The 214-nt window shown below is 60.3% G+C and carries 2 tRNA genes; both read left to right on the top strand.

Annotation, left to right across the window (positions count from 1 at the left end):
• Positions 1-8 precede the first annotated feature (8 nt).
• A tRNA-Ile gene (locus F6X37_RS36305) sits at positions 9-85 on the top strand.
• Positions 86-138: 53 nt separating this feature from the next.
• A tRNA-Ala gene (locus tag F6X37_RS36300) sits at positions 139-214 on the top strand.

Genomic DNA, 214 nt, shown 5'->3' with positions numbered 1-214 from the left:
CAGGCTCAGGGTCTGTAGCTCAGCCGGTTAGAGCACCGTCTTGATAAGGCGGGGGTCGATGGTTCGAATCCATCCAGACCCACCACGGTCTTGTCTGGTGAGCTGAAGGGCTGGGGCCGCTGGAATATCTGTGGGACTGGGGGATTAGCTCAGCTGGGAGAGCACCTGCTTTGCAAGCAGGGGGTCGTCGGTTCGATCCCGTCATCCTCCACCA

Origin of the sequence: Paraburkholderia sp. 31.1 (assembly GCF_014397645.1) — a bacterium.
Taxonomy (GTDB): Bacteria; Pseudomonadota; Gammaproteobacteria; order Burkholderiales; family Burkholderiaceae; genus Paraburkholderia; species Paraburkholderia tuberum.
This window is presented reverse-complemented; position numbering and strand designations above follow the sequence as displayed.